Genomic DNA, 23,332 nt, shown 5'->3' on the forward strand with positions numbered 1-23,332 from the left:
TGCCGTTATGAGCCCTCAAAACGGCAACAAGTGCGAGTCAGCTGGGTGGGACCGAAGAAAAGGAACACAGCCGTGTCAACCAGCACCCCCGTAGGAACCGCTGCCCGCCCGTTGCGCGTGGCCGTCATCGGATCCGGCCCGGCCGGCGTCTACGCAGCGGACATCCTCACCAAGAGCGAGGCCGTCAAGAGCGGCGAGCTGACCGTGAGCATCGACCTCTTTGACCGCTACCCGGCACCCTACGGCCTGATCCGCTACGGAGTGGCCCCGGACCACCCGCGCATCAAGGGCATCGTCAACGCCCTGCACAAGGTCCTGGACCGCGGCGACATCCGCTTCTTCGGCAACGTGGACTACGGCACGGACCTCTCCATCGAGGACCTGAAGGCGCACTACGACGCCGTCATCTTCGCCACCGGCGCCATCAAGGACGCCGACCTGAACATCCCCGGCATCGAACTCGAGGGCTCCTTCGGCGGCGCCGACTTCGTGTCCTGGTACGACGGACACCCGGACGTTTCCCGCGAATGGCCGCTGGATGCCAAGGAAATCGCCGTGATCGGCAACGGCAACGTGGCCCTCGACGTGGCCCGCGTCCTCTCCAAGCACGCAGACGACCTGCTGGTCTCCGAAATCCCGGACAACGTCTACGCCGGCCTGAAGGCTTCCCCGGTCACCGACGTCCACGTCTTCGGCCGCCGCGGCCCGGCCCAGGTCAAGTTCACCCCGCTGGAGCTGCGCGAGCTGTCCCACTCCAAGGACGTGGACATCATCCTGTACCCGGAGGACTTCGAGTTCGACGAGGAATCGGACCGCCAGATCCAGAGCAACAACCAGATCAAGACCATGGTTGGAACGCTCACCAACTGGATCGCCGAGCAGCCCGAGGACCTCTCCGAGCTCAAGGCCTCCCGCCGCCTGCACCTGCACTTCCTGCACAGCCCGGTGGAAATTTACGACGACGCCGAGAACCCCGGGCGCGTCAGCGGCATGAAGTTTGAACGCACCGAACTGGACGGCACGGGCAACGCCCGTGGCACGGGCGAGTACATCGATTACCCGGTCCAGGCTGTTTACCGCGCCATCGGCTACTTCGGTTCCGCCCTGCCGGAGATCGAGTTCGACCACAAGAAGGGCGTTGTCCCGAACGCCGGCGGCCGCGTCCTGGACGCCTCCGGCGAGCACGTCCCGGGCATCTACGCCACCGGCTGGATCAAGCGCGGACCGGTCGGCCTGATCGGCCACACCAAGGGCGATGCCCTCGAGACCGTGACTTTCCTGCTGGAAGACCGCGAAAACCTGCCGGTTGCCGAGGCACCTGCTGCCAGCGCCGTCGTCGACCTGCTTGAAAGCCGCGGCGTGGAATACACCACGTGGGAAGGCTGGCTGGCACTGGACGCCCACGAACTTGCCCTGGGCGCCGAGGCCACCGCAGCCGGCGGCTCGCACGGCGTTGAGGTTGTGCGTGAGCGCGTCAAGGTGGTGCCGCGCGAGGACATGGTCTCCATCTCCCGCGACGGGATTGCCGCCAGCGTCTAGCTCGCCCTACCTTCTGACAGAAACGCGGGGTCACTCCGCGCCCATTCCTTACGGAATATTGGGCGCGAAGTGACCTCGCGTTGCTTTAAGCCCGCGCGCTTACATTCCCGTTTTGGGTCCTGGGGCTCCCGCGCCGCCGGCGGCCATGAGCTCGAGGCGCTGCAGGGTTTCCCGGTTGCGCACCGTGATCATTGGGTCGCGCAGCGCCTTGGGAACCGCCAGGCCGGGGCCGCGGACCGCGTCCTCAGCCATCGTGACGCGGCACTGTGTGCCCAGGTCCTCGAGGGTGATGATCACCTTCGCCTCACCGAGCGGCCAGCCGCGCGCGATCAGTTCCAGCTGCCGCCCCGGGCTGGCCGCCGTCACCTTGGTTGAATCGTTGATGAGCAGCGGCCAGGCGCCCACCGAGTGGTGGAGCAGGGCACCGACTTCCGGCCAGTGCGCGTCCACCGAGCGGATTCTCGAGGCGCCCACCACCCAGCCGGAATAGAGCCAGCCGTCCGCGATTACTTTCCAGACTGCCGATGCCGGCGAATTGAAGACCTGAGTGACGGTTGACATGGTGTTCCTTTCATCGGCCGAACCCTGGCGCCGGGAAGCGGAGGTCCGGTCTGCAGCTGTGAACCCGGTGGGATCCGGGGCGCCAATAATGCGGGGAGAGGGGCGCCGGGCGGCCCGGTACGAGCGTTCCCGGAGCCGGCGGGCCCAGGGATAGGTCCCGGCGCCGGGCAGGGGATGCTTCAGCGGATCGAACCGGATGGCCGTGTCCGCGCTGTCTGTTTCCGCACTGTCGGTGTGCCCGGCGTCGTGAGCAGCGGCCCTCAGGTGCAGCACACCGGCCTGCACCCACCGGCCTGCCGGGGTGGCGTAATGCAGCGCCAAGGTCCAGTCTCCGGTGGCCAGCGACTCCTTGAAGTTTCCCCCGGTGTCCGCCCTGCCAGTCGCGCGCCGGGGCAGCGACAGTGTGCGTAGCCCCAGAAGGACGGGGCCGCTGGAACCCCTGTACGGCATCAGCGTGGTGAACCTGGTGGTCCCAACATCCAGCTTGGGCAGCAGCATGAACCGGCCCGGCACGCCCCAGCCGGTCGAAGCAAACAGGACATCCCCGACGTCGGCACTGTCGCCGACGTCGGGGATGTCACCGGCGCCGGCAGCACCGGAAGCGCCGCTGTCGCCGGCAGCACCGGGTGCGCCCGAAGTCCGCAGCGCCAGGCCGAGGATGTCCGGCAGCGACTCGGGAAGGCCGACCGAGCGGGAAAACCGCCCGCGTACCTGGCAGGTCCCGGCGTCGTCGAGCCAGGCGATTCCGCTGGTCGCCGGAAGACCTGCCGCTGCTCGGCCCGCGGCGCCCGTGAGGTTCAGTTCCCCCACCAGGCTGATGCCCCGCGGATGGATGGGCCGGACGGGGCGCACTGCCTTGATCGCCCGGAACACGGCGGCGAAACCGCGCCCGGCGAGGTCGGCCGTCCGGTTGACCGCCCGGTTGGACGTCCGATGTGGCGCCCCGCCCGGATCGCCGCTGAATCGTCTTTTCATGCTTCGCCTTCCCATGACTTGACCCTTCCCATGGCTACATCCTGCCGAACCTTGACCGGACCAGGGCAAAGATTCCGTAGCAAATGAACCCTGCACCGATGGCAAACAGCAGGTAGGGCCCGTACGCATGCTCGCGCAGCGCCTTCAGGCTGCCGTCGAGGCCGGTGGATTCTTCGGGAGTGTGCTTGGCGGCCGCGATCGCGAAGAGCAGCCCGGCAAGGAACAGTGCGATGCCTTTGGCGACGTGTCCCGTCACGCCCAGCGAGTCGATGAGTTTGCCCCGGCGGGTGCCGTCAAAGTGGAAGAGCTCCTCCTTGAAGCCATGCCGGAGGCCCTTCACCACAAAGTAGATGCCCACGCCGATGACGGTCAGGCCGAGGGCGCTGAGGATCACGCCGCCGAAGGGGTTGCTGAGCAGGGCCGCGCTCACGTCCTTCGTGGAATCGCCGGAATCACCGCGAAGCCCCACCGCAAAGCCGCCGAAGCTGAGCCCGACGCTGCCGTAGGCGATTGCGAGGAAGCCGGAGGAGATCAGCTTCCCGATCCGTTCCTTGCGCGGCAGGCGGCGGGCCCGGAGTGTGGCCTCGCTCAGCTGCCAGAGGGAAAGCCCCGCGCACCCGATCAGGCACGCCCACATGACTGCCGGGCCCCAGGCATTGGCGGCCAGCTGTTCCATGGCGCCGGTGGGCTCGGCCTCCCCGGGATGGCCGAGGGCCAGGGCAATCGCGATAGCGCCGAGAATGATGTGCAGCAGGGCCATCACGGCGAAACCGGAACGCGCGACGACGTCGAGCGCCTTGTGGTTCGATGCAGCCTCCGCGGCGTCGGCCGCCTCGCTGATCGTCGAGTCGTTGTCCGTAGTGCCCTCCGGTAGCCGTTCCCGCTTAGCCGTCCTGCGTTTTGCCGTACGGCGTTCAGCCGTTCATCGGCCCTTCCGCGTGAAGGCGCTCGGCGCCCTCACCCACGAGTTTCACCGTGCAGCGCACCACGAGGTCGTCGGGCGCCGTGTCGATGTCGACGAGGGCGTCGCCGGCGCTGAGGACGGTAAATACTTCCGAGCCCGCCTCGACATCGAAGCCCTTGCTTTTGGCGGCCTGCGTCGCGTTGGCCAGCGCCTCGCCCTTCAGCCCGTCCACGTACGCCTCGTCGTCCTCGCGTTCGGAGTCGCCGAATGCCCAGCCGAAGAGTGTTCCTGTTGATCCCATGGCGTTGATTTTACGCACAGAACCGTTGATATTACGGGCTACCGTAACGTTAGTAAGTGTGCTTACCATGTGTGGACCATGTCTTTGGTACGGCTGCCGGGGGACCTGGACCCAGGGCTCGCGGCAGCCACTGTTCCGGATTGAACCTCTCGTATTAGGAAGGACATCATGGCTGGAAATCTTTTTGCACGGTCTGTTCACGACCTCACGGCAGCGGCCTGGTTTGGCGGCTCGCTGATGGGCGCGATCGGCCTCAACGGAGCCACTGCGGAGGCGAAGGACCCAGCCGAGCGCACCCGTCTCTCGAGCCGCGGCTGGATGAAATGGGCTCCCGTCCAAACGGCCGCCTTCGCAACCCACCTGCTGGCAGACCTGTTCATCGCGCTGGAAAACAAGGACCGGATCGCTAGCCAGGAGGGCGTGGCCCGGGACACCGTCTACAAGACGGCTGTCACGGTGGCGGGGGCAGCGGTCACCCTGTACGCGGGTGCGCTGGGGAAGAAGGTGGACAAGCTGGCCGACGAGGGTGCCGAAGGTGCCACCGAGCCACGGCCCGGCTCTTCCGCGAAACTGCAGTCGGCGCAGAGGCAGCTGAAGGTGCTGCAGTGGACCATCCCCGCCTTCGCCGCCTCTGTTATCGTCCTTGGCGCCAAGCACGGTGAGATGCAGCGGCCCAAGAATGTCTTCAAGGGGCTGCGCTGACGGCGTCCGCCTAAGGCGATAACGGACTCTAAGGCAGTAACGCACGACGGCGGCCGGGCACCTAAAGTGCCCGGCCGCCGTCGTGCGCGGATCAGCTCCACTGAAGCGGGGTGCCTACGTGGGCTGGCTTTCCGCCGGCGGCAGGTCGGGGTTCATGTCCTGGAGGTGAGGGTCCTCGGCCGTCCACACCTGGATAATCGCCCACGCCACGGCGGCCAGCGGCACGGACAGGACGGCCCCGATGATGCCCGCCAGGATGGTGCCCGCCGTCAGGGCCATGAGGATGACGAGGGCGTGGAGCTGCAGGGACTTGCCCATGACGACCGGCTGCAGCAGGTCCCCTTCGAGCTGGTTGACCGCGATGACCACTGCCACCACGATCAGCGCCACCACCGGGCCGTTGGCGACGAGGGCCACCAGGGCTGCCAGGATTCCGGCCACGGTGGCTCCCACGAGCGGAACAAAGGCGCCGATAAAGACGATGATGGCCAAGGGAATGGCCAGCGGCACCTGCATGATGAGCAGCGCCGCGCCGATGGCCACGGTATCCACCAGTGCCACAATGGCTGTGCCTCGGACGTAGCCGCCCAGCACCTCGAGGGTCCGCTTGCCCACACGCCGCATCCTGGCTTCCCGTTCCCCGGAGAAGGGCCGCAGGAGAAAGTTCCAGATCTTCGCGCCGTCCTTGAGGAAGAAGAAGAGGATCACCACCATGAGGCTCGCGCCGGCCAGGAACTCCGTCACCACCGACAGGCCGGTGATGGCGCCGGACCGGACCTGGCTGCTCGTGGCGAACTGGACGGCGCCTTCCCGGGCCTGGTTCAGCTGCTCACGGTCAATGGGGACCGGGCCGGAGAGGAGGAAGCTTTCAAGTTCGGCGAGCCCCTCGGAGGCCTGCTGGACTAGCTCGCCCCACTGGCTGCGGACAGAAAAGTAGATTACGGTGCCGACGCCAGCCAGCAGGAGCAGCAGGGCCACGAATGCCACGGCCGTGGCGGCCCCGCCGGGCAGTCCCCGGCGCCGCAGCAGGTTGACGAACGGCCCGATGGCGGCGGCAAGGATCAGTGCGATCAGCACGGGAATGACCAGCAGCCGGACCTGCAGGAGTCCGTAGACGGACACGGCCGCCACGGCAAGGACCAGCAGGACTTGGGCGCACCGGATCCCCACCCTTCCCAGGTTGTCGGACCACAGCTCCCGGGGCGGTTTGTGGTCCGGCTGCCGGGATGCCTTGCGGCGCAGGAGCGGACCGGACGCGAGCTCTTGGGGTGGATCTTGCTCGGACAGTCGGGCTGTTCGGGCCATGGGAACTCCTACTCATCAGGGCAATCAGGCAACTGCCTTGATTAGTAAGCCTACTGATGTTCCCTGTACGGGTGAAAGCCCGTTACTCCCGCAGCCACTCCGCGCAGGAGTTGAGGTTCCGGTGCACGCTGGCCACGGCCGCCTCGCCGTCGTGTGCTTCGATGGCATTCACGAGCTCACCGTGGCCCGCCTGCGGCAGTCCGTTGAAGCCGGGGCGCCGGTGCTGCTTCAGCAGGTCGGCGTGAAACACGTCGCCGAAGCTGACATACAGCTCGTGAAGGAGGGGATTGCCGGAGGCCTGTGCCACCCGCTCGTGGAAGCCCCAGTCCGCGCGGGCCCAGCGCGCGAAGTCCTCGGCCCGCCAGGCTTCCTCACCCTCCGCGAGCAGCACGCGCATGGCGGCGACGTCGTCGGCCGTTGCATGCCGGGCGGCAAGGCGGGCCGCCTGCGTGTCGAGCCCCACGCGGACCTCGAGGACGTGTTCGTCCGTGTGCTCCTTGTACAGCCGGCGCGCGGCCCCCGAGATTTCGCTGGTGGCACGGACATAAGTTCCGTCGCCGCGGCGGACCTCGAGCATCCCGCTGTGGGCCAGCGCCTTGACCGCCTCCCGGAGCGTCCCGCGGGACACGCCCAGTCCAGTCATGAGCTCTGTTTCGGACGGGATGCGCTGCTGCAGCCGCCACTCGCCCGTCTGGATCATTTCGCGGAGTTTGGCAGTGACTTCTTCCGCCAGCGGCGGGCGATGTGACGTGCTCAGGGTCATGGCGTCCTATTCTTTCGTTCCGGCAGCGCCGGTGCCGGTGGCGCTGACTCCGGAAGCCCGGCGGCTGCTGAGCAGGTGGGCCACGACGATCTGCACCACGGCGATGACCAGGAGCAGCGCCAGCGGCAGTGTCCAGCTGCCCGTCGCGCTGTGCAGCAGGCCCATGCCGAACGGCCCGACGGTGGCCAGGAGATAGCCGGTGGACTGGGCCAGAGTGGACAGTGCCGTGGTCTCGGCGGTGTTCCGGCCGCTGCGGCTGATCATCACCATCACCAGAGGGAAGATGCCCAGCCCGAAGCCCAGCAGCACCGCCGGGATGATGGCCAGCGACACGGGAAGGAAGAGGAGCGCGGCGATACCGGCCGTCATGGTGAGGGTGGCCAGGTAGACGGCGGGGCGCAGCATTCCCGGCCGGGACCCGATGGCGATCAGCACCATTCCGGCAGGTACCGAGACCAGCTGCATGACGCCGAACATGAGGGCGCTGTCCGCCGCGCTGAGACCCATGGTGGTGAGCATGTACGGGAACCAGCTGAGCAGCGCGTAGGCCAGCAGCGCCTGCAGGGTGAAGATGCCGGTGAGCAGCCGCCCGGTCTTGGTGCGCAGCAACGGCCACGGGGAGATGTGTCCGGCTGTTTTCCGGGCAGTGTTGCGGTGGGCGTGCAGCGTCACGGGCAGGAAGCCCAGGAACGCGGACAGGGCGAGGATCCCGATGGTGCCCAGCCCGGCCGACGGCGACCCCAGCAGCTGCGACAGCGGAACCACGACTACAGCCATGACGGTGGCGCCGCTGGTCATGGTTACCGTGTAGACGGCCGTCATGAGCGAAGTCCGCGCGGCAAAGTGCTCCCGGATGAAGGACGGCATGGACACGTTGCAGACAGCAAGGCCAGACATCCCAATCACCGTGCCCACCACCAGCATTCCGGTGGTGGGAATACCCCGGAGCAGCAGCCCGCCTGCCAGCATGCCGAGAGAAAGCAGAATGGCCTTCTCGACGCCGAGCTTCCCGGTCAGCCATGACGTCGCGGCACCGGCCAGGGCGAAGCACAGCGTGGGAATAGAGGGGATGAGCGAGGCGACCAGCGGCCCGTAGCCCAGCACCTGCTGCAAATCGTGCAGCAGCGCCGAGGCGCCGGTGATGCCGGCCCTCAGGTTCAGGCCGATGAGGACCAGGGCAATAACGGCGGCCACGACGGCGGTGCGCGGCTTGGTCAGGTACGTGGCCGTGGTGGGAGGTGCTGAGGAAGTGGTCGCCATCCCTTAACGTTAGACGTAAGACGTTTGATGTCTAGAGTTTTGTGGGGAAACTCTCGCGGGCTCTTCCGGCCCGGGCATAGACTCGGGCCAGCAGGCGCGTCACGCGCAGGGACCAGTCAAGGGGAGAGGACGCCGTCCGGCCATGACCGCCGAAGGCCTTGAAACGGAGAAAAAGTACGACGTCGGCTCCGATGCGGCACTGCCCGACCTCGCCGCAATCCCCGGTGTGGGCCGCGTGGGTGAGCCGCACGATACTGAACTGGAAGCCGTCTACTTCGACACGGAGGATCTGGTTCTCGCCTCCCGCCGCATCACGCTGCGGCGCAGGAGAGGCGGAGCCGATGCCGGCTGGCATGTGAAGCTGCCACCGGAGCCCGCGGCGGGCGCCGGGCCCGCATCGGAAGAGGCGCCGGGAGCCCGCCGGGAGATCCACGCGCCGCTGGGCCAGGCCGACGTCGTTCCCGGGAAACTGCTGGCCCACCTGCACGCCTACCTCCGCGGATCGGATCCCGTGCCCGTGGCCCGCCTGAACACGCGGCGCACCACCCACGCCCTGTACGGGGACGACGGCATGCACCTCGCCGACTTTGCCGATGACACCGTGGACGCCGAGCTTCTTCAGGGCGCCGGCCAGAAACCGGCAGGTGAGTCCGCCGGCCGGGAGCAGCAGTGGCGCGAATGGGAACTCGAGCTGGTTCACGGCCAGCCGGAGGTGTTCGCAGCGGCCGCGGAAGTCTTGTCCGCCGCAGGTGCCCGGCCGTCGGCGCACGAGTCCAAGCTTCGGCGCGCACTCGGCGAGGCGGCGCCGAAAGCTCCGGGCCCGGCCGAAACTGATGGCACGGCAGCAACTGAAGGCGGCGTAAAGCAGCCCGGCGGCAGGAAACCGGGCAAGAAGTGGCCGGCGTCCGCCGTCGTCAGCGCCTACCTGGACGGGCAGATCAGCGAAATCCTGGCCAATGACGCGCGGGTGCGGCTGGAGGAGCCGGATGCGGTCCATGCGATGCGTTCAGCCACTCGCCGCGTGCGGTCTGCCCTGGCGGTTTACCGGAAGCTCTACGGCCGGGGCGCCGTGGGCAGGCTGCGCGACGAGCTCAAGTGGCTGGGCCGGATCCTCGGTACGCCCCGCGACGCCGAAGTCATGCTGGAGCGGCTGCGGACGCATACCGGCAAGCTTCCGCCGGGGGAGGCGGCCGACGACGTGAAGCGGCGGATCGAGCGGGAGCTGGGCACAAGGCTGGACGCCGGTTACCGCAAGACGCAGGAGGTGCTCCTGACTGACCGCTACTTCCGCCTCCTCGACGACCTCGAATATTTCCGTGATCACCCGCCGGTCCGGCCGGCAGCTTCGGCGCCCGCACGCAAGGCCGCCCGCAAGCTGGTGGGCAAGCCCGTCAAACGGCTGCGCCGTGCCCATAAGGCGGTTCTGCGGGCCAAGGACGGTGCCGGCGAAAGGCCCGGCATGGAGCTCAAAGACGCTACCGGGCACGAAACGGCGCTGCATCAGGTGCGGAAGGACGCCAAACGGCTGCGGCACGCCGCCGAGACCGTCGGTCCCGTCTTCGGCAAGCGTGCCACGAGGCTCGCCAAGGCCGCGCACAAGCAGCAGAAGATCCTCGGCGACCACCACGACAGTGTGATGGCGCGGATCTTCCTGGGTAAGCTCGCCAGCGGCCCGGACCTGCCGGAACCGGTGGCTGCCGCCTACGGCTCGCTGCTGAAGCGGGAGCAAAAGAACACCGCCAAAGCCCAAGCCAAGTACCGCAAGGCGCACCGGAAGTCGCGGAAGCTGGTCCGGCGCGGAGTGGAATAGCGGCGGCCGGTGGCTGAGCAGGCAGAGCGGCGCGCACCACGCCCGGTGGGGACTGTCATCAGCCTGGCCCGCGTGGACGCGGACATGGTGCCTGAGGTGGGCGGCAAGGCTGCCAACCTCGGTGTCCTTATGGCCGCCGGAATGCCGGTCCCGCAGGGCTTCTGCGTCACCACGGCGGCCTATGGGCGGGTGGCGGCCGCGGCAGGATTGCAACCCTCCGAGCCGGCGGAGCAGACACGCGGCAGGCTGGCGTCGACTCCCATGCCCGAGGACATTATCGAAGCCATCCTTGCCGCGTACGCCGGCCTGGGCGAGGACCTCCCGGTGGCCGTGCGCTCCTCCGCCACCGCGGAGGATCTTCCCGAAGCCAGCTTTGCCGGCCAGTTGGAGACTTACCTCAACGTTGTAAGCCCCGACCAGCTGTTGGACGCAGTTCGCAGCTGCTGGGCCTCCCTCTGGACCGACCGGGCGGTGGCCTACCGGGCAGACCACGGGATCGGTCAGCACTCGATCAGTATCGCCGTCGTTGTTCAGGAAATGGTCGACGCCGACGTGGCCGGCGTGATGTTCACGGCAAACCCGCTGACCGGCCGGAGGAGGGAAACGGTAATCGACGCAGCGCCCGGACTCGGCGAGGCGCTGGTCAGCGGGGCTGTGAACCCGGACCAGTTCAGGGTTGACGCGGCCACCGGAGAGATCCTCCAGCGGAGCCTGGGTGACAAACGCACCGACATCCGGCCCGCTCTGGGCGGCGGGACACGGCTGTTGCGCCGGCAGGACGGTGGAGGGCAGGCGTGCCTGACGGATGAGCAGGTCCGCTCGCTGGCCAGTATCGGGACGCTTGCAGAAGAACTCTACGGCGAGCCGCAGGATCTGGAGTGGGCCATCGCGGCGGACGGCGGGATCCGGGTGGTGCAATCCCGTCCGATAACTACGCTGTTTCCCCTGCCCGAGCCTGACAACCACGACGGCGGCGCCCGCGCCTACCTGTGCGCCAGCCTGCTGCAGGGGCTGACCCGGCCGCTGACCCCCTTGGGTCTGGCATCCTTCACCCTTATGAGCGACAGTTCCCGGTCAGCAGGCAACGGACCGGCGGCTTACCGATCCGCTCAGATCGGGATGCGCATGTTTGTGGATGTCACGTCCCTGCTGCGGAGCAAAGGCGGAAGGCGCGGCCTGCTGAGAGCCATGAAAGTGGCCGATGCCAGGTCTGTGGATGTGCTGGCCTATCTGGAGGCCGACCCCCGCTTCGCCCTCACCAGGGCATCCAAGTTGGCGTCGCTGAAATCGGGGCTCCGGGCCTCGCCGCCCTTTGGCCTGGTGGCGCAGGTCCTGCGCGCCATGGTCAACCCCGCCGCCGCGCTGGAGCGGGTCAGGGAAGCGGACCATGAGTTGGACCGGATGCTGGTGTTGCCGGAGCCGGCCTCTGGCGCCCGGCGGCTGGATTTCGTGGAACGCATCCTTACCAAAGAGATCACGCCCGCCGTGATGCGGGTACTGCCGCCTGCGGCCGCCGGGTATGTCTGGCTGGGTCTGGCCCGGCTGCTGCTGGGCCGGCTTGCGCAGGCCGGCGAGCTGCAGGGCGTACTGCGCGGCTTGCCGCACAATGTGACCACAGAGATGGATCTGGAGCTCTGGCGGACCGCCACCTCAATCCGGGAGGACCCGGAGTCGGTCCGCGCACTGACCGGGGAAGAGCCCCAGATACTGGCCGGCCGCTACGCGGACGGATCGTTGCCTGCCGCCTGCCAGAGCGCCCTGCGTGGCTTCCTCGCCAGATACGGACACCGCGCCGTGGCCGAAATTGACCTCGGCGTTCCCCGCTGGGGTGAGGACCCCGCCCACATTATCAACGCCTTGGCCAACTACCTGAAGCTGGCCGACCCGGCGTACGCACCGGACCGGCTATTCCGGCGGGCCGCAGAAAACGCCGAAGCCAAGGCGGCCGAGCTGGCCGCACGCGCTGCCCGGTCCAGGGGCAGGCTGTTCGGCAGGATAGTTGCCCACAGCCTGCGGCGCGCACGGGAAACCGCCGGCATGCGCGAGTACCCCAAGTTCCGGCTCATTGTGGCGTTCGCCGTCCTCCGCCGCCAGCTCCGGCAGGTGGGTGAGGAACTCGCGGACGCGGGCCGGATCCAGGTACCGGACGACGTATTCTTCCTGGACCTCACGGAAGCCCGCGTGGGTCTGCACGGCGCCGACCTTCGCGGACCCGTCGCCGAACGCCGCCAGAGCTACCAACGCGAAATGCGGCGCCGGCGCATCCCCCGGCTGCTGCTTTCCGATGGCACCGACGTCGAAGCAGCCATGGCCGGACGGACCCGTGCGGCGTCGTCCGCGGCCGGGCAGCTGCAGCCCGGAACACTGGTGGGGACGGCGGCCTCCGTCGGTACCGTCACAGGCAAGGCACGGGTCATCCTAGACCCGGCCGGCGCCCAGCTGGAGCCAGGCGAAATCCTCGTTGCGCCGTCGACGGACCCTGGATGGACGCCTCTGTTCATGACCGCCGGGGCACTGGTCATGGAAATGGGCGGACCCATCTCCCACGGAGCGGTGGTGGCCCGCGAATACGGGATTCCCGCCGTCGTCGGAGTCCCCGACGCGACCATACGGATCAGGACCGGTGACACCGTCACCGTGGACGGAGCGGCGGGGACGGTCGTCGTGGAGGCATGACATGGCAGGAGGACGCGTGAGCACTTTCGTTCTTGTCCCGGGTGCCGGGGGAGTGGGCTGGTATTGGCACCGGTTGGTTCCGGTGCTGGAACGGCTGGGGCACCGGGCCATTGCGGTCGACATCCGCGAGGACGACCCCCGTCTGGGCCTGCGCGACTACGCCGACACCGTCGTCGCGGCTATCGGTGATCAGCGCGATGTGGTTCTCGTGGGCCAGTCGATGGGCGCCTTCACGGTCCCGGTTGTCGCAGGGCGCGTGCCGGTGGAGCTGATCGTCCTGCTTAATCCGATGGTCCCGCTCCCGGGCGAGACACCCGGCGAGTGGTGGGAGGCCACCGGCCAGCCACAGGCACGCGAGCTCAATGACAGGCTGAACGGACGCGGCGGCGATTTCGATGAACGCGTGCACTTCCTGCACGACGTTCCCGCCGAAGTAATCGCCGCAGGCGCCAGCGAGCAACGTGGTCCATCCGACACGCCCTTCGGGCAGCCCTGCGAGATCGACCGCTGGCCCGACGTGCCCACCAGGGTCCTGATCGGCCACGATGACCGCTTTTTCCCCGTGGACTTTCAACGCCGCGTGGTCCGGAGCCGGCTTGGCCTGGGGATTGACGAAATCCCGGGCGGGCACCTGGTCGCCCTGAGCAACCCGGCTGGACTCGCAGCCCGGCTGGATGCCTTTGCCCGCGGATCCGCTTGAAGGGCGGATCCCTAGGACAGGCGGCATGCAGGCTCAGCCTGCGTGCCGCGCAGTGTTTGCTCAGCCGGCGTGCCGCGCCCCGAGCCGGGCGACCGCCAGGGCCAGCCACAGCTGCACCCGGTCCGCAGTGACGGAGGGGTCGTACCCGGTGAGCTCGGTGATCTGCGCCAGCCGGTAGCGGACCGTGTTGCGGTGGAGGGTGAGGGCCTCGGCGACGGCGGCAACGGAGCCATTGCTGTTCAGGTAGCTCTCCAGCGTGGCCATCAGCTCGGCGCCATGGGCTGCATCGAAGCTCCGGAGCGGGTCCAGTGACTCGTTGGCCATGTCCGCAAGCGGCACGTCCTCGCTCGCCAGGAGCAGGGAGGTCAGGCTGAGCCGCTCGGGTTCATTCACCGGCAGCCCGTGGCTGGCTGCATCGCGCGCCTCGAAGTAGCTCCAGCGCAGGCCGTTCGGCTTGGTGTACGCACCACCAATGCCGATGGTGGCGTGGATCCCGGCCTCGGCGAGGTGGTCGCTGAGGCTCCTGGCCATGACTGTGGCGCCGCGCCCGTCGTCGGGCACCACGGTGACCAGATCCTTTCCGACGACGGCGGTCACCGCGTTCTCCAGCGCCTGCGGCAGTGAGGAACTGACCAGCTGCTTGTGGTGCGCCTCGGAGCCGGCCAGAATCACCACATTCTTGCGCGTGCTGTTGATACCCGTCCCGGCGAGCCGGCGCTGTGCCTCGCTGGGGTCCAGGGTCCCGTGGATCACGTCCTCGAGCACCTGCCCGCAGAGAGCCCTCTCGGCCTGGCGCTGCTTGACCATGTTGTTGAGCTCCACGCTGATGAGGTTCTGCGCGTAGCCGATGATGCCGGAATCCTCGAACGGCTGCTTCACCCAGAGCGTGCAGGCATCGCGGCGCCCGGTGGGGATGGGGTACGTGGTCCAGGAGTCCGCGGATGGCGGCTGGCTGCCGCTGTTGTACAGCTGGGCGGTGAACTGTGTGAGCGCGATCTCGGTGCGGAGCATGCCGCCCAGGTGCCGCAGGAGTTCGGCCAGGCCGCCGCCCGTCAGCAGTGCGCGGGCCAGGATCTGGTGCCCGGCAATGAGACGCTCAAGCTTGGAGTAGTGGTCCGCGGACTGTGCGTCGGCCACGAGCTTGCTGATCGCGATGAACGGAGTGCCGTAGGGCACTTCGACCACCGGTAGCCCCCAGCGGTTGGCTTCCGCGACCAAAGCCGGGGGAACGGCGTCGTGCGAGAGTCCCACGCCGAACCCGATCCCCACGGCGCCGGCGCGCTGGACCTGGCGGACAAAGCGGCGCTGTTCGGGCGCACTTTTCATCCGCAGTCCGGTGGTCAGCACCAGTTCGCCGCCGTTGAGGAAGCGCTGCGGGTCCTCCAGTTCGGTGACCGCCACCCAGCGGATGTCCTGGTGCGAAGTGGTCTCCGCGAGGCTGGATTTCTTGAGCCCTAGAGACTGCACGGCCAGCAGCGCCGCGAGGGAAATTGCCATGGATCAAGGGTAGCGGGAGGCTGGCCGATCGCACTAAAGCACCGGTTCGAGGGTGTGCAGGTGGCTATTCCCCGCGGTCGCGGGCTGGAATAGGCTCGAGTCAGCCGCATCACACTATTCAGGACGAAAGAGGTTGTACACCGTGGTTCAAACCTTGCAGAACTTCATCAACGGCGAGTTTGTCACGCCTGCCGGCACTGGCCTGCTGGACATCGTGAACCCCGTGACCGGTGACGTCGTGGCCAAGTCGCCCGTATCCGTGGAGGCGGACGTCGACGCCGCCATGAGCGCCGCCAAAGACGCCTTCAAGACCTGGAAGCACGTGACCCCCGGGCAGCGGCAGCTCATGCTGCTCAAGCTCGCCGACGCCATCGAGGCCAACAGCGACGAACTCGTCGATGCCCAGCACCGCAACACCGGGCAGGTCCGTTCCCTGATCGCGTCCGAGGAAGTGGCGGCCGGCGCCGACCAGTTGCGCTTCTTCGCCGGTGCCGCCCGCATCCTCGAAGGCAAGTCCGCAGGCGAGTACTTTGAGGGCCACACCTCCTTCGTCCGCCGCGAGCCGATCGGTGTCGTGGCCCAGGTGGCGCCTTGGAACTACCCGTTCCTGATGGCCATCTGGAAGATCGGCCCCGCGCTCGCAGCGGGCAACACCGTGGTCCTGAAGCCCTCCGACACGACGCCCGAGTCCACCCTGGTGCTGGCGCGCCTTGCCGGGGACATCCTGCCGGCCGGCGTCCTGAACGTCATCCTCGGCACCGGCGAAACCGGCGCGCTGATGGTGGAGCACAAGGTCCCGGGCCTGGTGTCCATCACCGGGTCCGTCCGCGCGGGCATCGCCGTCGCCGCGGGCGCCGCGAAGGGCCTCAAGCGCGCCCACCTGGAACTCGGCGGCAAGGCCCCGGCCATCGTCTTCAAGGACGCCGACATCAAGAAGAGCGCCGCGGCCATCGCCGAGTTCGCGTTCTTCAACGCCGGCCAGGACTGCACCGCCATCACCCGGGTGCTGGTGGAGGATTCGGTGCACGACGACGTCGTGGCGGCCATGGTGGAGCACACCAAGACCCTGCACACCGGCTCCCAGAACGACGAGGACAACTACTTCGGTCCGCTGAACAACGTCAACCACTTCAAGGCGGTCAGTTCTGTGGTGGACTCGCTGCCGGTGCACTGCCGGATCGAAACCGGCGGCCACCGCGCCGGCGAGAAGGGGTTCTTCTTCGAGCCCACCATCATTACCGGTGCCAAGCAGACGGACGACATCGTGCAGAAGGAAACGTTCGGCCCGGTCATCACCGTGCAGAAGTTCAGCACGGAACAGGAAGCCGTGGACCTGGCCAACGACGTCGAGTACGCCCTGGCCTCCAGCGTCTGGACCAGCGACCACGGCACGGCCATGCGGCTCAGTCGCGATCTTGACTTCGGTGCGGTCTGGATCAACACCCACATTCTGCTCACCGCCGAAATGCCCCACGGCGGCTTCAAACAGTCCGGCTACGGCAAGGACCTCTCCATGTACGGCGTCGAGGACTACACGCGCATCAAGCACGTCATGTCCGCCCTTGACGCCTGACCAGCCCGTTGGTTGAGCTCGCCGAAACCCCCATTTCAGTAAAGAAAGAAACCCCATGACCACCACCGCCAACGAAATCACCTACCGCCTCGAGCAGAAGCGCCGCGTCCAGGCCGACTTCCCGGGCCCCAAGTCCGTGGCCCTGACCGAACGCCGCAAGGCAGTGGTCGCCGCCGGCGTCGCCTCCAGCGTTCCCGTTTACGTCGCAGACGCCGACGGCGGCATCATCCATGACGTCGACGGCAACTCCTTCATCGACCTCGGCTCGGGCATCGCGGTGACCAGCGTCGGCGCGTCCGATCCCGCCGTCGTCGGTGCCGTCAAGGAGGCCGTGGAGCACTTCACCCACACCTGCTTCATGGTCACCCCCTACGAGGGCTACGTCGCGGTCGCCGAGCAGCTGAACAAGCTCACCCCGGGCAGCCACGAGAAGCGCACCGTCCTGTTCAACTCCGGCGCCGAAGCCGTGGAAAACGCCATCAAGGTGGCCCGCCTGGCCACCGGCCGGGACGCCGTCGTCGCCTTTGACCACGCCTACCACGGCCGCACCAACCTGACCATGGCGCTGACCGCCAAGGCCATGCCGTACAAGACCAACTTCGGCCCGTTCGCGCCCGAGGTCTACCGCATGCCCATGAGCTACCCGTTCCGTGAAGAAAACCCGGAGATCACCGGTGCCGAGGCCGCCAAGCGCGCCATCACCATGATTGAAAAGCAGATCGGCGGCGACCAGGTGGCCGCGATCATCATCGAACCAATCCAGGGCGAGGGCGGGTTCATTGTCCCGGCCGAAGGCTTCCTGCCGGCGCTGTCCGCCTGGGCCAAGGAAAAGGGCATTGTGTTCATCGCGGATGAGGTTCAGTCCGGCTTCTGCCGCACCGGCGAATGGTTCGCAGTGGACCACGAGGGCATCGTTCCGGACATCATCACCATGGCCAAGGGCATCGCCGGCGGCATGCCATTGTCCGCCATCACCGGCCGCGCCGACCTGCTCGACGCCGTCCACCCGGGCGGCCTCGGCGGCACCTACGGCGGAAACCCGGTGGCCTGCGCCGCCGCACTGGCCTCCATCGGCTCCATGCAGGAGTACGACCTCAATGCCCGCGCCAAGCACATCGAGGAACTGTCCTTCGGCAAGCTGCGCGAACTCGCAACTGAGGTTTCGGTGATCGGCGACATCCGTGGCCGCGGTGCGATGCTCGCGATCGAGCTGGTCCAGGCCGGTTCGAAGGAACCCAACCCTGAGCTCACCAAGGCCGTTGCTGCCGCCTGCCTCAAGGAAGGCGTCATCATCCTGACCTGCGGAACCTACGGCAACGTCATCCGCCTGCTGCCGCCGCTGGTGATCAGCGACGAACTGCTGCTGGACGGCCTGGAAGTACTCGCCGCGGCCATCAAAGCCAACGCGTAGTTCCATTTCTGGTGCTTTTAGCGCGAACGTACAGTTGAGGCCCCTCGCCGGGACCCAAACGGGGCCCTAACTGTCCGTTCGCGCTGGGGCCGTACGACGACGGTGGGCCGGGTACCAAAAGGTGCCCGGCCCGCCGTCGTTCTCGCCGTCGTCGTACTCCCGTTGCGTTCCCGCCCACCGGCGCGAGCGCCGCGGTAGAGTCATCCTCACCACTGCACTTCACGCCGCAGGCCGGTGAGTGCCGCCGCGATCCGGGCGCCGGTCTGCACTACCCAAAGAGGGCTCTAGCATGCGATACGTAGTCGGTTACACACCCACTGAGCGGGGGGCGGACGCCGTCGCCCTGGCCACGTCACTGGCACTTGCCCAGGCCGCCGAACTGGATCTGGTCTATGTGGTGAAGCCGGGCACGCCGTACGTGGCCCTAAACCCGGAGGGCAGCCGGGTCAGCGCCGCGGAGCAGGAAGTGCTGACGGCAGAACGGGAGGGCCTGGCCCTCGTTCCGCAGGGGTTGCCCGCGAAATTCCATGTGCGGGAGGCCGATTCCTTCGCCGGGGGGCTCATCGATGCGGCGGTGGACTTCGAGGCGGGACTCATCGCCGTGGGCGCCGCCAGCGCCGGCCTGTTCAAGCGCTACACCGTGGGGTCCGTGGCCAACGCGCTGCTGCACGCCTCACCGGTTCCGGTGGCACTCGCGCCGCGCGGCTACCAGCGGACAGCACCTGTCACCCGCCTGACGCTGGCCGTGGGGCAGAGGGCCGGCGCCGAGGCTGCCATCGAGACTGCGATCAGGGCGGCCAAGCGGCGGGGCGTGCCGCTGCGGCTGGTGTCGCTGGTGGAACTCGACGCCGCCGGTGACGCCGGGGAGGCCATCAATGCCGCGCACATCCACGCGAACACCGTCCTGACGGCCGCATCGGGGAAGGTACCCGCCGGTCACGAGGTCGGCGTCGCGGTGGCCCATGGCCGCACCATCGAGGAAGCCATCGACGGACTCGAATGGGACGACGGCGAGATCCTCATTGTGGGCTCCTCGCGCCTGGCAGAGAGGAACCGCATGTTCCTGGGCAGCACGGCCAACAAGGTGCTGCGCGCGCTGCCGGTTCCCATGGTGGTTGTGCCGCGCGACTACGACCGCGAGGACTCGGCCCCCTGATCGGTCCTGCCCTTCTGAGCGCGAACGGACAGTTGTGGCCCCCTTCTCCGGTGCGAACGGACAGTTGTGGCCCCGCGGCGGGGGCCTAAGTGTCCGTTCGCGCTTCCCTGCGGGCGAGCCGCTTGGCCGCTGAGCTTTTACGCGTCGCGGCCAGCATGTCCACTGTGAGCATCAGCAGGGCGAGCCACACGACGCCGAAGCCGATCCACCGTTCCAGCGTCATTGCTTCCCGGAACACCACCAGTGCAACGATGAACTGCAGCACGGGTGCAAAGTACTGCAGCAGCCCGATGGTGGTCATGGGCAGCCGGCGGGCGGAGGCGCCGAAGAACACCAGCGGCACGGCCGTGATGACGCCGGACGCCAGGAGCAGCCAGAAGTGCCCGGGTCCGTGGGTTGTCAGCGAGGCAGTGCCGCTGGCCGCGAGGAAAATCATCGTGGCCGCGGCCAGGGGCGTGAGGACGATGGTCTCCACGGTAAGGCTGGTGATGGCGTCGGCACGCGGCCCCACCCGCTTCTTCACGAAGCCGTACAGGCCGAAGCTGACGGCCAGGGTCAGGGCGATCCACGGCAGTTTCCCGTAGGACACCGTGAGCACCCCGACGGCGATGAAACCGATTACGACGGCGGCCCACTGCAGCGGCCGGAGCGTTTCCTTGAGGACGAACACGCCGAGGAGGACGGACACGAGCGGGTTGATGAAGTAGCCAAGTGAGGCCTCGACCGCCTGCCCGGTGGTGACGCCGTAGGTGTACGTCAGCCAGTTCACTGCGATGAGGCCGGCGGCCAGCGCCAAGGTTCCGAGGATGGCGCGGTTCCGCAGGGCATCGCCCAGGACGCGCCACGCCCTTGTCACCGTGATCAGGAGGGCACAGAAGATCAGGGACCAGACCACCCGGTTGGCCACGATTTCCACGGCACCGGCGGGCTGCAGAACGAAGAAGTACAGCGGAAGCAGCCCCCACAGGCCGTAAGCGCCGATGCCGAACAGGATTCCCGCCGTCGTCTCCTTGTCCACCGCCTTGGGTGCCCCAGGCTTGCCGGCCTGCGGGGCGCCAGCGGGTATGCCGGAGCCGGTCACGCCCGAGGGCGCGGCGCCAGGTGTTGGGGCAGTCGGGACAGCGGAGGAGACAGATCCGTCGGGGTTAGGCACAAGACCCATAACACCATCTTAAGGAGCGGTATTCCGTCTGGCCCGAGCCAAAAGCTGCCTGTTGAAACGAATTAGTCAGTAGGCTTGCCATTATGAGTACGACTCACCGCCGGGCGCCGGCCCGATGAGGCTCCGACACAGTAACGCCTCCGGTCACGGTTACCGGAGGGTGCGAGCGGGCGCCGGGTTCAGTTACAGGGACCTGGACGGCTCCACGCTGCCGCCAGGTCCGGTCCGGGACCGGCTGGAAAGCATCGGCATTCCGCCCGCCTGGACCGACGTGTGGATAGCGCCCTTCGAGAACGGGCATATCCAGGCCACGGGGCTGGATGCGGTGGGCCGCCGGCAGTACATCTACCATCCGGAGTGGCGCGAACGGAAGGACCGCGTGAAATTTAACCGCGCGCTCCAGCTCGCCGAGTCGCTGCCCACCGCCCGCCGGCTGGTCACCATGGATCTGCGGTCCGACGGCGTCACCCGCGAGCGCGTTTTGGCCGCGGCCTTCAGGCTGCTGGACAGCGGCTCCCTGCGGGTGGGGTCAGAGCGGTACACGAACGAAAACGGCAGCCACGGGCTCGCCACCCTGCTCTGTGCCCACGTCCGTGTCCGCAAGGAATGCCTGCAGCTCAGCTTCCCGGCCAAGAGCGGCAAAACCTGGGAGTCCCGCATCGATGACCCGGACCTCGCGCCTCTGGCCCAGGCCCTCAAGCGGCGCGGCAGCAACGCGCGGCTGCTGGCTTACAAGAACGGCAGGTCGTGGCACCCGGTAACCAGCGCCGACATCAACGGCTACGTCAAGGAACGCACGGGCGACGACTTCACCGCGAAGGACTTCCGGACCCTGCGCGGCACCGTCGCGGCCGCCGTCAGCCTGGCCCGGAGCGGGCCGCAGAAAACCGACGCAAAGCGGAAGCGTGCCATCAGCGTCGCCATGATGGAGGCGGCAGCAGTGCTGGGCAATACACCGTCGATCGCCCGCAAGAGCTACGTTGACCCCCGGTTGCTGGACCACTTCGCAGCCGGGGAGACCATAGACCCCAAGCGCCTGGACTCGGCGGAGTCGGAGCTGCGGGCACTGCTGTACCGCGAGGGCGACGTGGTAGCCCTGCGCAAGAGCGGCTGAGGGGCGGGGCCGGCGTGGTGTGGCGTGTTACCGGGGCCGCCAGCCGTCACGCACCGCCGTGCGCCGTCACGGGTGGGACGCCCGGCCGGGCGGACAATTAGAATTGAAAACTGCGCGCCGGTGGGGCGCGGTCTCCCGTTCCGGAAGGGCTTACGGTGTCCAACACAGCTGAATCCGCGGCCAAGCGCCCGCTCCGCGTCGCGATCGTCGGCGCAGGACCTGCAGGCGTCTATGCCGCGGACATCCTGACCAAGTCCAACGAGGTCAAGGACGGCGACTTCGAGGTCAGCATCGACCTCTTCGAGGCCTACCCGGCACCGTACGGCCTGATCCGCTACGGTGTGGCCCCGGACCACCCCCGCATCAAGGGCATCGTCAACGCCCTGCATAAGGTCCTGGACCGCGGAGATATCAGGTTCCTGGGCAACGTCACCTATGGCCGGGACCTCACGCTGCACGACTTCCGTGCCTTCTACGACGCCGTCATCTTCTCGACCGGTGCCATCAAGGACGCCGATATGGACATCCCCGGCATCGACCTCGAGGGCTCCTTTGGAGCCGCCGACTTCGTGTCCTGGTACGACGGCCACCCGGACGTTCCCCGCGAATGGCCGCTGGACGCCAAGGAAATCGCGGTCATCGGCAACGGCAACGTGGCCCTGGACGTGGCCCGGATGCTCGTGAAGCACGCCGACGAGCTCCTCGTCACAGAGATCCCGGACAACGTCTACCAGGGCCTGAAGAACTCGCCGGTCACGGACGTCCATGTCTTCGGCCGCCGTGGCCCCGCCCAGGTGAAGTTCACCCCGCTGGAGCTGCGCGAACTCAGCCATGCTCGCGACGTCGACATTGTGCTGTACCCGGAGGACTTCGAATTCGACGAGGCTTCCGACGACGCGATCCGGAGCAACAATCAGACCAAGACCATGGTGAACACCATGACCAACTGGCTCGTCGAGGAGCACGCCGAGGCTGAACAGCCGTCGTCGCGCCGCCTGCACCTGCACTTCCTGCACAGCCCGGTCAAGATATACGGGAGCGATGGCGACGACGGCGGGTCCGGCAAGGTTGCCGGCATCAAGTTCGAGCGCATGCAGTTGGACGGCACCGGCAACGTCAAAGGCACGGGGGAGTTCATCGACTACCCGGTGCAGGCCGTCTACCGTGCCATCGGCTACCACGGCTCCGCGCTGGACGAGCTGGAATACGACGCCAAGCGCGGGGTCATTCCCAATGACGGTGGCCGGGTCCTCGACGCCGACGGGAACCCCGTCCCCGGCATCTACACCACCGGGTGGATCAAGCGCGGCCCCGTTGGCCTGATCGGGCACACGAAGGGCGACGCCCTGGAGACCATCGGTTGCCTCCTCGAGGACCGGCTCACCCTGCCGCCGGCCCAGAATCCTGACCCGGAGGCCATCATCGACCTGCTCGAGGAGCGCGGCATCGAATACACCACGTGGGAGGGCTGGAACAAGCTGAACGCCCACGAGGCAGCCCTCGGCGCATCGTGGACGGAATCCGCCGCGTTCGACGGCGTCGTGCGTGAACGCATCAAAGTGGTGCCGCGCGAGGATATGATCGAGATTTCCCGCGGCTGACGGCACTCGATCCCCGCAAAACTCCAACCGGAAGGCCCCTACCGCGGACGACGGCGGACGGTCCGGTTCCGCTAACGGCGGCGGCTCCCGGGGCATTAACGACGGCGGGCAGCCGCTGGAGTTCTGGATGTCCCGGGAACAGTTCGGCTACTGGAGCCACACCCACCTGACGGTGGACGTGGTGGAGGGCCGGGGGAGCGGGTTTCCGTTGAGTCGCCGCAAGGCAAACGCTTCTTGATCCGCTCCACGCTCATGGGCTGGCCGGTGAAGACCGGCATGCCCAGCAAAACTCCATAATGTTACGCCCGGACGGGGACCCCAA

At 67.6% G+C, this 23,332-nt stretch carries 18 protein-coding genes and 1 pseudogene; 11 read left to right on the plus strand and 8 right to left on the minus strand.

Features of this window, described 5'->3' with window-relative positions:
- The first annotated feature begins 72 nt into the window (after positions 1 to 72).
- The gene (locus J7I85_RS03245; RefSeq protein WP_214846478.1) at positions 73 to 1,539 is read left to right on the plus strand and encodes an FAD-dependent oxidoreductase; all 1,467 of its coding nucleotides are present in this window, start codon (positions 73 to 75) and stop codon (positions 1,537 to 1,539) included.
- A gap of 99 nt (positions 1,540 to 1,638) precedes the next feature.
- Here the strand turns inward: J7I85_RS03245 and J7I85_RS24850 are convergent, their stop codons facing one another.
- From J7I85_RS24850 to J7I85_RS03260, 3 genes are all read right to left on the minus strand, one after another.
- Positions 1,639 to 3,075 carry an SRPBCC family protein gene (locus tag J7I85_RS24850; protein WP_251023872.1) on the minus strand — a complete coding sequence of 479 codons (1,437 nt, stop codon included), beginning with the start codon at positions 3,073 to 3,075 and terminating at the stop codon, positions 1,639 to 1,641.
- A gap of 34 nt (positions 3,076 to 3,109) precedes the next feature.
- Positions 3,110 to 3,835, minus strand: a complete 726-nt coding sequence (locus tag J7I85_RS03255) for a DUF1206 domain-containing protein (protein ID WP_251023891.1) — start codon at positions 3,833 to 3,835, stop codon at positions 3,110 to 3,112.
- Between the two features lie 154 nt (positions 3,836 to 3,989).
- Positions 3,990 to 4,280 carry a hypothetical protein gene (locus J7I85_RS03260; protein WP_214846479.1) on the minus strand — a complete coding sequence of 97 codons (291 nt, stop codon included), beginning with the start codon at positions 4,278 to 4,280 and terminating at the stop codon, positions 3,990 to 3,992.
- Between the two features lie 168 nt (positions 4,281 to 4,448).
- On the opposite strand from J7I85_RS03260, the gene J7I85_RS03265 reads away from it, so the two are divergent.
- Positions 4,449 to 4,982 carry a hypothetical protein gene (locus tag J7I85_RS03265; RefSeq protein WP_214846480.1) on the plus strand — a complete coding sequence of 178 codons (534 nt, stop codon included), beginning with the start codon at positions 4,449 to 4,451 and terminating at the stop codon, positions 4,980 to 4,982.
- A 114-nt stretch (positions 4,983 to 5,096) separates the two neighbouring features.
- Here J7I85_RS03265 and J7I85_RS03270 read toward each other — a convergent pair whose 3' ends face one another.
- The 3 genes from J7I85_RS03270 to J7I85_RS03280 form a co-directional block, all read right to left on the minus strand.
- Complete coding sequence (locus J7I85_RS03270) at positions 5,097 to 6,287, minus strand: AI-2E family transporter (protein WP_214846481.1); 1,191 nt, start codon at positions 6,285 to 6,287, stop codon at positions 5,097 to 5,099.
- 82 nt (positions 6,288 to 6,369) lie between these two features.
- Positions 6,370 to 7,050: a FadR/GntR family transcriptional regulator gene (locus J7I85_RS03275; RefSeq protein ID WP_214846482.1), complete on the minus strand. Its 681-nt coding sequence runs from the start codon at positions 7,048 to 7,050 to the stop codon at positions 6,370 to 6,372.
- A gap of 6 nt (positions 7,051 to 7,056) precedes the next feature.
- Positions 7,057 to 8,310 carry a CynX/NimT family MFS transporter gene (locus J7I85_RS03280; protein WP_214846483.1) on the minus strand — a complete coding sequence of 418 codons (1,254 nt, stop codon included), beginning with the start codon at positions 8,308 to 8,310 and terminating at the stop codon, positions 7,057 to 7,059.
- Positions 8,311 to 8,452: 142 nt separating this feature from the next.
- Between J7I85_RS03280 and J7I85_RS03285 the strand changes: the two genes are divergently transcribed.
- From J7I85_RS03285 to J7I85_RS03295, 3 genes are read left to right on the plus strand one after another with little or no spacing between them, the layout of a single operon-like run.
- Positions 8,453 to 10,120, plus strand: a complete 1,668-nt coding sequence (locus J7I85_RS03285) for a CYTH and CHAD domain-containing protein (RefSeq protein WP_214846485.1) — start codon at positions 8,453 to 8,455, stop codon at positions 10,118 to 10,120.
- A 9-nt stretch (positions 10,121 to 10,129) separates the two neighbouring features.
- Entirely contained in the window at positions 10,130 to 12,796 is a 2,667-nt protein-coding gene (locus J7I85_RS03290; RefSeq protein WP_214846486.1) for a PEP/pyruvate-binding domain-containing protein, read from the plus strand.
- Positions 12,797 to 12,812: 16 nt separating this feature from the next.
- Positions 12,813 to 13,496 (plus strand): alpha/beta fold hydrolase, encoded by a 684-nt coding sequence (locus tag J7I85_RS03295; RefSeq protein ID WP_214846494.1) that lies wholly within the window; start codon positions 12,813 to 12,815, stop codon positions 13,494 to 13,496.
- Positions 13,497 to 13,556: 60 nt separating this feature from the next.
- Here J7I85_RS03295 and J7I85_RS03300 read toward each other — a convergent pair whose 3' ends face one another.
- Positions 13,557 to 14,993: a PucR family transcriptional regulator gene (locus J7I85_RS03300; protein WP_214846496.1), complete on the minus strand. Its 1,437-nt coding sequence runs from the start codon at positions 14,991 to 14,993 to the stop codon at positions 13,557 to 13,559.
- A 142-nt stretch (positions 14,994 to 15,135) separates the two neighbouring features.
- Between J7I85_RS03300 and J7I85_RS03305 the strand changes: the two genes are divergently transcribed.
- The 3 genes from J7I85_RS03305 (at position 15,136) to J7I85_RS03315 (ending at position 19,133) form a co-directional block, all read left to right on the plus strand.
- Entirely contained in the window at positions 15,136 to 16,566 is a 1,431-nt protein-coding gene (locus tag J7I85_RS03305; RefSeq protein WP_214846498.1) for a gamma-aminobutyraldehyde dehydrogenase, read from the plus strand.
- Between the two features lie 55 nt (positions 16,567 to 16,621).
- On the plus strand, positions 16,622 to 17,977 hold the full coding sequence (gabT, locus tag J7I85_RS03310; RefSeq protein ID WP_214846500.1) for a 4-aminobutyrate--2-oxoglutarate transaminase: 1,356 nt from the start codon (positions 16,622 to 16,624) through the stop codon (positions 17,975 to 17,977).
- A 289-nt stretch (positions 17,978 to 18,266) separates the two neighbouring features.
- On the plus strand, positions 18,267 to 19,133 hold the full coding sequence (locus J7I85_RS03315; RefSeq protein WP_214846502.1) for a universal stress protein: 867 nt from the start codon (positions 18,267 to 18,269) through the stop codon (positions 19,131 to 19,133).
- 85 nt (positions 19,134 to 19,218) lie between these two features.
- On the opposite strand, the gene rarD is transcribed toward J7I85_RS03315, so the two are convergent.
- On the minus strand, positions 19,219 to 20,295 hold the full coding sequence (rarD, locus tag J7I85_RS03320; protein ID WP_214846504.1) for an EamA family transporter RarD: 1,077 nt from the start codon (positions 20,293 to 20,295) through the stop codon (positions 19,219 to 19,221).
- Positions 20,296 to 20,410: 115 nt separating this feature from the next.
- On the opposite strand from rarD, the gene J7I85_RS03325 reads away from it, so the two are divergent.
- From J7I85_RS03325 to J7I85_RS03335, 3 genes and pseudogenes are all read left to right on the plus strand, one after another.
- Positions 20,411 to 21,409, plus strand: a complete 999-nt coding sequence (locus J7I85_RS03325) for a DNA topoisomerase IB (RefSeq protein WP_214846507.1) — start codon at positions 20,411 to 20,413, stop codon at positions 21,407 to 21,409.
- Positions 21,410 to 21,564: 155 nt separating this feature from the next.
- Positions 21,565 to 23,010, plus strand: a complete 1,446-nt coding sequence (locus J7I85_RS03330; protein WP_214846509.1) for an FAD-dependent oxidoreductase — start codon at positions 21,565 to 21,567, stop codon at positions 23,008 to 23,010.
- Positions 23,011 to 23,119: 109 nt separating this feature from the next.
- A pseudogene (locus J7I85_RS03335) lies at positions 23,120 to 23,307 on the plus strand (DUF779 domain-containing protein); the annotation flags it as partial.
- Positions 23,308 to 23,332 lie beyond the last annotated feature (25 nt).

It is taken from the genome of Arthrobacter sp. ISL-65 (assembly GCF_018613795.1).
Taxonomy (GTDB): Bacteria; Actinomycetota; Actinomycetes; order Actinomycetales; family Micrococcaceae; genus Arthrobacter.

What these genes read in the sequence shown, in the direction of transcription:
- J7I85_RS24850 (WP_251023872.1), bottom strand. Translation starts at nt 3,075, where the DNA reads ATGAAAAGACGATTCAGCGGCGATCCGGGCGGGGCGCCACATCGGACG.
- J7I85_RS03255 (WP_251023891.1), bottom strand. Translation starts at nt 3,835, where the DNA reads ATGGCCCTGCTGCACATCATTCTCGGCGCTATCGCGATTGCCCTGGCC.
- J7I85_RS03260 (WP_214846479.1), bottom strand. Translation starts at nt 4,280, where the DNA reads ATGGGATCAACAGGAACACTCTTCGGCTGGGCATTCGGCGACTCCGAA.
- J7I85_RS03265 (WP_214846480.1), top strand. Translation starts at nt 4,449, where the DNA reads ATGGCTGGAAATCTTTTTGCACGGTCTGTTCACGACCTCACGGCAGCG.
- J7I85_RS03270 (WP_214846481.1), bottom strand. Translation starts at nt 6,287, where the DNA reads ATGGCCCGAACAGCCCGACTGTCCGAGCAAGATCCACCCCAAGAGCTC.
- J7I85_RS03275 (WP_214846482.1), bottom strand. Translation starts at nt 7,050, where the DNA reads ATGACCCTGAGCACGTCACATCGCCCGCCGCTGGCGGAAGAAGTCACT.
- J7I85_RS03280 (WP_214846483.1), bottom strand. Translation starts at nt 8,310, where the DNA reads ATGGCGACCACTTCCTCAGCACCTCCCACCACGGCCACGTACCTGACC.
- J7I85_RS03285 (WP_214846485.1), top strand. Translation starts at nt 8,453, where the DNA reads ATGACCGCCGAAGGCCTTGAAACGGAGAAAAAGTACGACGTCGGCTCC.
- J7I85_RS03300 (WP_214846496.1), bottom strand. Translation starts at nt 14,993, where the DNA reads ATGGCAATTTCCCTCGCGGCGCTGCTGGCCGTGCAGTCTCTAGGGCTC.
- gabT (WP_214846500.1), top strand. Translation starts at nt 16,622, where the DNA reads ATGACCACCACCGCCAACGAAATCACCTACCGCCTCGAGCAGAAGCGC.
- J7I85_RS03315 (WP_214846502.1), top strand. Translation starts at nt 18,267, where the DNA reads ATGCGATACGTAGTCGGTTACACACCCACTGAGCGGGGGGCGGACGCC.
- rarD (WP_214846504.1), bottom strand. Translation starts at nt 20,295, where the DNA reads ATGGGTCTTGTGCCTAACCCCGACGGATCTGTCTCCTCCGCTGTCCCG.
- J7I85_RS03325 (WP_214846507.1), top strand. Translation starts at nt 20,411, where the DNA reads ATGAGGCTCCGACACAGTAACGCCTCCGGTCACGGTTACCGGAGGGTG.